This is a genomic window from Variovorax sp. P4_D9, from assembly GCF_056401695.1.
Genome location: NZ_JBFUIU010000507.1, coordinates 1 through 6682 on the forward strand (window position 1 = coordinate 1; position 6682 = coordinate 6682).

Sequence of the window (6682 nt, forward strand, 5' to 3'; positions counted from 1 at the left end):
CCGACACCGTCTGGACCTGCGACCTGAGCCACGACTACGTGTCGATCAACGCCGACTACCGGTCATGAACGTCCAGTTCGAACGCCTGCTCCAGCGTGCCGAGCAGCTGATCACGCGCATCGAATCGATTCTTCCGCAGCCGCTTGCAGCGCCGGCCGACTGGAGCGCCTCGATCGCCTGGCGCTATCGCCGCCGCAGCTCGGGCCACGGCACGCTCGAGCCGGTCCGCCACGTGGCCGCGATGGCGCTCGATTCGTTGAAGGAAATCGACGTCCAGAAGGGAAAGATCGAGCGCAACACGCGCCAGTTCGTCGAGGRCAAGCCGGCCAACAACGTGCTGCTGACCGGCGCCCGTGGCACCGGCAAGTCATCGCTGATCCGCGCCTGCCTGCAGGCCTATGCGCCGCAGGGCCTGCGCCTGATCGAGGTCGACAAGGCCGAGCTGACCGACTTGCCCGACATCATCGAGGTGGTCGCCAACCGGCCCGAGAAATTCATCATCTTCAGCGACGACCTGAGCTTCGACGAGGGCGAGCCGGGCTACAAGGCGCTGAAATCGATTCTCGACGGCTCGATCGCGGCATCGACGCCCAACGTGCTGATCTACGCGACCAGCAACCGGCGACACCTGCTGCCCGAGTACATGAAGGACAACCTCAGCTACACCCACACGGAAGACGGCGAGGTCCATCCGGGCGAGGTGATCGAGGAGAAGATCTCGCTGTCGGAACGCTTCGGCCTGTGGGTCAGCTTCTATCCGTTCAGCCAGAACGAGTACCTGGCGATCGTCGCCCAATGGCTGTCCTCGTTCGGTGTCGACGCCAAGGCCGTCGAGGCCGCGCGGCCCGAGGCACTGGTCTGGGCGCTCGAGCGCGGCTCGCGCAGCGGCCGCGTGGCCTACCAGTTCTCGCGCGACTACGCCGGGCGCGCTTCCGCCGAATGACCGAGGCGCGCAAGCACACCGAGGTCGCGGTCGGCATCCTGATCCGCGAGGACGACGCGCTGCTGCTGTCGACCCGGCCCGAGGGCAAGCCCTACGCCGGCTACTGGGAGTTCCCGGGCGGCAAGCTCGAAGCCGGCGAGACCGTCGAGCAGGCGCTGCGGCGCGAGCTGCACGAGGAGCTCGGCATCACGATCACGGGTGCCGAGGTCTGGAAGGTCACCGAGCACGACTACCCGCATGCGCTGGTCCGTCTGCACTGGTGCAAGGTGCACGCATGGATCGGGGACTTCGAGATGCGCGAGGGCCAGGCCATGTGCTGGCAGCAATTGCCGCTCGCGGTCGCGCCGGTGCTGCCGGGTGCGCTGCCCGTGCTGGGCTGGCTGGCCGAGGAACGCGGGCTGGTCTTCGAGCCGCCCGCAGCCTAGGCTCGCGGCTTACTGCCGCTTCGGATCGCCGAACGGATCGTCGTCCGGCGGCGCGTCGGCCGGCATCCTGAACTCTTCGCTGGCCCAGGCGCCGAGGTCGATGCCCTTGCAGCGGGCGCTGCAGAACGGCCGGTAAGGGTTGCTCGCCGCATAGACGCTGTCCTGCCCRCACGCGGGGCACCGGACGATCCGCTCGCCGATGGCATTCACTCCACTCATGCGCAAAGTGTCAGTTCAAATGGGGCGGCGTCGGTGCTCTGGTGCAGCCGGTCGTCGGCCTCGTGCCGCATCAGCCTTACCGACACCATGAGCCGGTTGCCGCTGATCTCGGGGATCAGCCCGAGCTTGGGATCGATGCGCAGGCGCAGCAACTGGAAGCTGCGGCCCTGCGGCAGGGTCTGCTGAAACTGGCCGTTGGCCGCGATCACCTTGTAGGGGACGTCGGCGTCGCGCAGCAGCTTCAGCAGCAGGTAGATCGATTCGGCCAATGGCGCGAGCGTGGAGGACCAGCGCTCGAGGTCGGCGCGGCGCTCGGGGGCGCGGCGGTTCTGCCAGGCGTAGTAGGCCGGCAGGTCGAACTCGCAGGTGCCACCGGGGATGCTGGCGCGGCTGCGGATGCTCATCAGCCACTCGTTCTCGGTCAGGGCTTGGCCGGCCTTGCCCGGCACGGTATTGAGCGTCGTGAAATTGCTTTCGAGCTTGCTCACCACCTGGTCCAGCACCGACTCGGCAATCGCCGGATTGCCGCGGTAGCTGTTGAATACGTTCTTGTGCTTGTCGAGGTCCCGCAGCACGTCGGCCTTGAGGTCGGCGCGCGCCGCCACGTCCATGATCTCGAAGATCGTGACGAGCGCATAGTGATGCAGCAGCGGCGAGTCGGCCGGAACCAGTTCGCCCAAGCGGCGAAACAGATGTTCCAGCCGCAGGTAGGTCCGGATTCGCTCGTTGAAGGGGTACTCGTAGAGGATCACGCGTGGTGGCTTCCGGTTGCAGATGATAGCTTCAAGAGGCCTTCGAGGGCGCAGCGGAGAGGATCTTGCGGACCGCCTCGAGCATGCGCCGGCCGACCACCAGCTGTCCATGCATCGATAGATGCGTGTCGTTGGGGAAATAATAATCGCGAACCTTCTTCTTCTGCTCCTGCGATAAGGTGAAAAGGTCAGGGCCCAGTCCCGCCGCCTCGAATGCGGTCACGAAATCTTTCGAATGTTCCGGCTTGACATACACGGTGGTCTTGTTCGGAATCACCATCCACAGGATCGACAATGGGCGCTGGGACTCGCTGAAGGCGCGCATCTGGGCGGCATGCTGAACGGTGAGCTCGCCGTTTTCGTCGTCGGCCGGCCAGAAAGGTGCCCGGTCGCACAGCCGGCTGCTGAACATCGAGCAGCCGTCGGCGACCGGCCGCACCAGGATGCGCTTGTTGGACAGGAAGTCGCCGCTCGCCTGGCGCGCCGCTTTGGTGTTGCGGTAGATGTTGACGCCCGAGGTGAGCTTGCCGTCCCAGTTGATCGTCGGTGGCGGAACGTGGTCGAGCGGGGCGAAGAAGGGTTTGACGTAGGCCGCAAATGGCTTCCGCATCTTCGCGCAGGTCTGCATGCTGGCCAGCCGGTCGGCGAGCAGGCGCTCCACGCTCTCGACGATCACCAGCTTGCCGCGGAAGCCGGCCTTGTCGAGCCAGTCGTTCAGGTTGCCGCACAGCGTTTCGTCGATCTGGCCCCAGAAGATCGTCGTGACCCGATAACCAGCGCGCGTGAGCTCGGACTGCCAGCGGTTGGACATCGAGAAGCTGTCGCCGATCACCACGATATCGGCTTGCGCGACCGGAGCGGCCTGCAGGTACTCGGTCGGCACTTGCGGCGGCTCGATGGTCCAGCCGAAGGCGTTTTCGGACAGCAGGCCGATGCGGGTCATGTCGCCATAGAAGGGCGGGGTCTTGAGCGTCACGATCAGCAGCCCGACGATCAATGCGAAGCCGGCGAAAAAGATCCGCAGCCAGAGTTTTGCGGGAGTCATATCAGGGCCCGCCCGGCCGCCCGAAGGGCATTGAGCGCCCCCTCGGGGGGCAGCGATACGCGAAGAGATGAGCGTGGGGGCATTGGATTTCAGAATTGGAAATACAGGAAGGGGCTGTACGAGCCCAGCTTCGACACGCAGACACCGAGCAGGATCACCGTGAGCACGGCCATCGCCGCGGTGAAGACCCAGGCCAGGCGAGGACGCCCGGCCAGGGTCTGGGCCTGCGGGACCCAGCGCTGCAGCGTGATGGTTGGTGGCAGCGCGAGGCAGATGATGAAACCCACCAGCATGGTCTGGAAAAACTCGGGCTTGCGGTAGGGGATGGAGCCGAACTCGCTGAAGATCGAGTACGTCATGCCGTTCATGCCCAGCATGCCTTTGTAGATGGCGGTGGCCGCGGTCATGCTCTCTGCGCGGAACACCACCCAGGCGATCATCACGCAGACGAAGGTCAGCAGCCAGCCCAGCACTCGCCCGACCACGCCCGGCTTGGCGTTGCGCCGCACCTTGGCGTTCCAGAGGTGGTTGACCATCAGGAAGAAGCCGTGCAGGGCGCCCCAGATGACGAAAGTCCAGGCGGCGCCGTGCCACAGGCCGCCCAGCAGCATGGTCAGGAACAGGTTCAGGTAGCGCCGCGCCGGCCCCTTGCGGTTGCCGCCCAGCGGCACGTAGAGGTAGTCGCGCAGGAAGGTCGACAGCGAGATGTGCCAGCGGCGCCAGAACTCGATGATGCTGGTCGACTTGTAGGGCGAGTTGAAGTTGAGCGGCAACTGCACGCCCAGGCACAGCGACAGGCCCACCGCCATGTCGGAGTAGCCCGAGAAGTCGAAGTAGATCTGCAGCGTGTAGGCCATGACACCGAACCAGGCGCTCACCACGGTCGGCTGCACGCCGTTGTGGACGCCGGTGAACATCAGGTCGGCGTACTGTCCCATGGGGTCGCCGATGAGCAGCTTCTTGGCTAGGCCGAAGACGAAGATCGCCAGCCCGAGAGACACCTTGTCRTAGTCCACGCGGTAGGTCGCCGGATTGGCGAACTGCGGCATCATCTGCGCGTGGTGTAGCACCGGTCCGGCGATCAGGTGCGGGAAGTAGGTGACGAACAGCACGTAGTAAATGAAGCTGCGCTCGTGCACCTTGTCCTGCCAGCAGTCGACCAGGAAGGCGATCTGGGTGAAGGTATAGAACGAGATGCCGATCGGCAGCGCCACGTGCAGCATCGGCAGCTGTGCGACGCCGGCCGCCGCCAGCCCTTCGTTGACGTTGCCGAGAAAGAAGTTCGCGTACTTGAAGGTGGCGAGCACGCCCAGGTTGACCACCAGCGAGACCACCAGCATGCGCTTGCGGGCCGCATCGCTGCGGCCTGGGGCGCGGGTCAGGCGAAGTCCGGCCCAGTAGTTGAAGCAGATCGAGCCGACCAGCAGGGGCAGTGCCTGGACGCTCCACCAGCCGTAGAAGAACAGCGATGCGAGCGCGAGAAAGCCGGCTGCCGCTCGCGTGCTTCGCCTGCCGACCAGGAAGAACGCGAAAAGAACGATCGGGAAATAGAAAAAGATGAACGCGTACGAATTGAAAAGCATCTTTGGGGGGAGAGCTGTGCCGCAGGGCGTTCCCGCGCCGCATTCTTGTTATCTGGCGCACGCGCGCCGGCGGACCGGAGATTATCGCGTGTCCGCGTCGGTCCAGCGATTCCAAAGACTCTGCACTTCGAGGGAGAGTTCCTCGAGCGAGATCTGCTCATTGAAGATCAGCGCGTCGGCGGCCGCGCGCCTGTGCCTGCGTTCGGCCTGTTGTGCGATCACCGCTCGAACCGCCTCCGGCGCCCAGCCGGAGCGGGCCACCACGCGCTTCAGCTGCACCGCCTCGGAGGCATCGACCACCAGCACGCGGTCGACGATGGCGCGCCAGCGCTTGGACTCCACCAGCAGCGGGACGTCGAAGACGATGGTCTGGCCGGCGGCCGCGGTTGCCGCCTGCCGTTCGCACTCGGCGCCGATCAGTGGATGCAGGATGGCTTCCAGCCGTCGTTTGGCGTCGGGGTCGGCAAACACGAGTTCGCGCATCCGCGCCCGATCGAGGCCGCCATCGGAGGCAATCACCGACGGACCGAATTCAGCCTCCAGCGCCGGCATGGCGGCCCCCTGCGGCTGTGCCACGGCGCGCGCGATCGCGTCGGTGTCGACCAGCTTCGCGCCGAGCGCGGCCAGCATCGACGCCACGGTGCTCTTGCCGCTGCCGATGCCGCCGGTCAGGCCGATGCGCATGGCGCGCCGGCCCTCTCAGAGCCCCACCGCGCGAAGGATCGCGTCGGGGCCGAAGATCATGGCCGTGAAGCCGGCACCGGCCAAGAAGGGGCCGAAGGGAACGTAGCCGCCTTCGCGCAGGCCGCTGCTGAACTTGAGCGTGAGCCCGACCACGACGCCGATGACCGAAGCCATCAGGATGATCGGCACCAGCGCCTGCCAGCCGAACCAGGCACCGAAGGCCGCAAACAGCTTGAAGTCGCCATAGCCCATGCCCTCCTTGCCGGTGGTCAGCTTGAACAGCCAGTAAATGGCCCACAGCGAGATGTAGCCCGCCACGGCACCGCAGACCGCGCTCGACAGCGGCACGGCCGTGAAGCCGACCATCGAGGCCAGCAGGCCGGCCCACAGCAGCGGCAAGGTGATGTCGTCCGGCAGCAGGGTGGTGTCCCAGTCGATCAGCGCCAATGCCAGCAGGGCCGCCGCGAAGCCGCACCATGCCAGGCCGGCGAACTGGCCCGGCGCGCGCCAGACGCACCAGGCGAACAGCAGGCCGGTCGCCAGTTCGACCAGCGGGTAGCGCAGGCTGATCCGGGTGCCGCAGGAAGAGCATTTGCCGCGCAGGAACAGGTAGCTCAGGATGGGGATGTTCTCGTACCAGCGGATGGCGTGCCCGCACTGCTGGCAGCGCGAGTGCGGAACCATCAGGTTGAAGGGCTCGGCCGGCGCCGCCGGCGCATCGTCCGCGCCGCCGAGCGCGGCGCACTCGGCCGCCCACTGCTGTTCGAGCATCTTGGGCAGCCGGTAGATCACGACGTTCAGGAAGCTGCCGATCAAGAGCCCGAACACGCCGGCCAGTGCGGCGTCCACCCCCTGCGACGCCAGCATCAGACGACCTGGCCGAGCTTGAAGATGGGCAGGTACATCGAGACCACGATGCCGCCGATGATCACGCCCAGGAAGACGATGATGATCGGCTCCATGAGGCTCGACAGGCCCGCGACCATGTCGTCAACCTCCGATTCGTAGAAGTCGGCGGCCTTGCCCAGCAT

General features: G+C 65.9%; 10 protein-coding genes. 3 read left to right on the plus strand and 7 right to left on the minus strand.

Going from position 1 to position 6682, the window contains the following annotated elements; translation table 11 throughout:
• The 3 genes from AC1DY5_RS36885 to AC1DY5_RS36895 all read left to right on the plus strand — a co-directional run.
• Nucleotides 1-68: bifunctional ornithine acetyltransferase/N-acetylglutamate synthase (locus tag AC1DY5_RS36885; protein WP_478119440.1), on the plus strand; the 68-nt coding region annotated here is incomplete at its 5' end.
• Nucleotides 65-943, plus strand: coding sequence for an ATP-binding protein (locus AC1DY5_RS36890; RefSeq protein WP_478119432.1), 879 nt, complete (start codon nucleotides 65-67; stop codon nucleotides 941-943). The genes AC1DY5_RS36885 and AC1DY5_RS36890, both read left to right, overlap by 4 nt.
• Complete coding sequence (locus AC1DY5_RS36895) at nucleotides 940-1368, plus strand: NUDIX domain-containing protein (protein ID WP_478119433.1); 429 nt, start codon at nucleotides 940-942, stop codon at nucleotides 1366-1368. The genes AC1DY5_RS36890 and AC1DY5_RS36895 overlap by 4 nt, the downstream gene beginning before the upstream one ends.
• Nucleotides 1369-1377: 9 nt before the next feature.
• Here the strand turns inward: AC1DY5_RS36895 and AC1DY5_RS36900 are convergent, their stop codons facing one another.
• The 7 genes from AC1DY5_RS36900 to AC1DY5_RS36930 all read right to left on the minus strand — a co-directional run.
• Nucleotides 1378-1587: a DNA gyrase inhibitor YacG gene (locus AC1DY5_RS36900; RefSeq protein ID WP_478119434.1), complete on the minus strand. Its 210-nt coding sequence runs from the start codon at nucleotides 1585-1587 to the stop codon at nucleotides 1378-1380.
• Nucleotides 1584-2339: a cell division protein ZapD gene (gene zapD, locus AC1DY5_RS36905; protein WP_478119435.1), complete on the minus strand. Its 756-nt coding sequence runs from the start codon at nucleotides 2337-2339 to the stop codon at nucleotides 1584-1586. The genes AC1DY5_RS36900 and zapD overlap by 4 nt, the downstream gene beginning before the upstream one ends.
• A 31-nt stretch (nucleotides 2340-2370) precedes the next feature.
• Nucleotides 2371-3384 (minus strand): hypothetical protein, encoded by a 1014-nt coding sequence (locus AC1DY5_RS36910; protein ID WP_478119436.1) that lies wholly within the window; start codon nucleotides 3382-3384, stop codon nucleotides 2371-2373.
• An 89-nt stretch (nucleotides 3385-3473) separates the two neighbouring features.
• The gene (locus AC1DY5_RS36915; RefSeq protein ID WP_478119437.1) at nucleotides 3474-4967 is read right to left on the minus strand and encodes an MBOAT family O-acyltransferase; all 1494 of its coding nucleotides are present in this window, start codon (nucleotides 4965-4967) and stop codon (nucleotides 3474-3476) included.
• A gap of 81 nt (nucleotides 4968-5048) precedes the next feature.
• On the minus strand, nucleotides 5049-5651 hold the full coding sequence (gene coaE, locus AC1DY5_RS36920) for a dephospho-CoA kinase (protein ID WP_478119438.1): 603 nt from the start codon (nucleotides 5649-5651) through the stop codon (nucleotides 5049-5051).
• A gap of 15 nt (nucleotides 5652-5666) precedes the next feature.
• On the minus strand, nucleotides 5667-6518 hold the full coding sequence (locus tag AC1DY5_RS36925) for a prepilin peptidase (protein ID WP_478119439.1): 852 nt from the start codon (nucleotides 6516-6518) through the stop codon (nucleotides 5667-5669).
• Nucleotides 6518-6682: type II secretion system F family protein (locus AC1DY5_RS36930; protein ID WP_478119441.1), on the minus strand; the 165-nt coding region annotated here is incomplete at its 5' end. The genes AC1DY5_RS36930 and AC1DY5_RS36925, both read right to left, overlap by 1 nt.